This is a genomic window from Methylobacterium sp. W2 (assembly GCF_020662345.1).
Lineage (GTDB): Bacteria > Pseudomonadota > Alphaproteobacteria > Rhizobiales > Beijerinckiaceae > Methylobacterium.
Genome location: NZ_VMOA01000121.1, coordinates 1 through 389, shown reverse-complemented (window position 1 = coordinate 389; position 389 = coordinate 1). Strand labels below are relative to the sequence as shown.

Genomic DNA, 389 nt, shown 5'->3' with positions numbered 1-389 from the left:
ACGGAATACTAATACCAGCCCTATAAGGATGGCCACCATTCCCATCCCACCTTGTGCGTCGACCCGGTGACCAAGAATCAGGTAATCCAACAGCGTTGTCACAAGTGGCACCAGATAAAACAGACTGGTTACGTTTACCAGATTGCCGGTTTGTACGAGTCGATAGAACAGGAGTTGTGCAAGAACGGAGATGACGACGGCCATCCAGAGAACGGATGTCACAAGCTCCGAGGACAGCTCAAACCTGATGGGCTGGAAGGGGACGAAAAGCAGGCAGAGCACTAGGCTAATACCGACCTGCAACGGCAAAACGTCCGCTGGGGGCTGACTCAGGCCTTTCTGCAGAATGGCACCAATCGACATGCACAAGAGCGCTGCCAGCGCATACA

The 389-nt window shown here is 53.5% G+C and carries 1 protein-coding gene; it reads right to left on the bottom strand.

The features are described from left to right. The coding region (locus FPV16_RS25995) for a DMT family transporter (protein WP_227441385.1) at window positions 1–389 on the bottom strand (389 nt) is incomplete at both ends.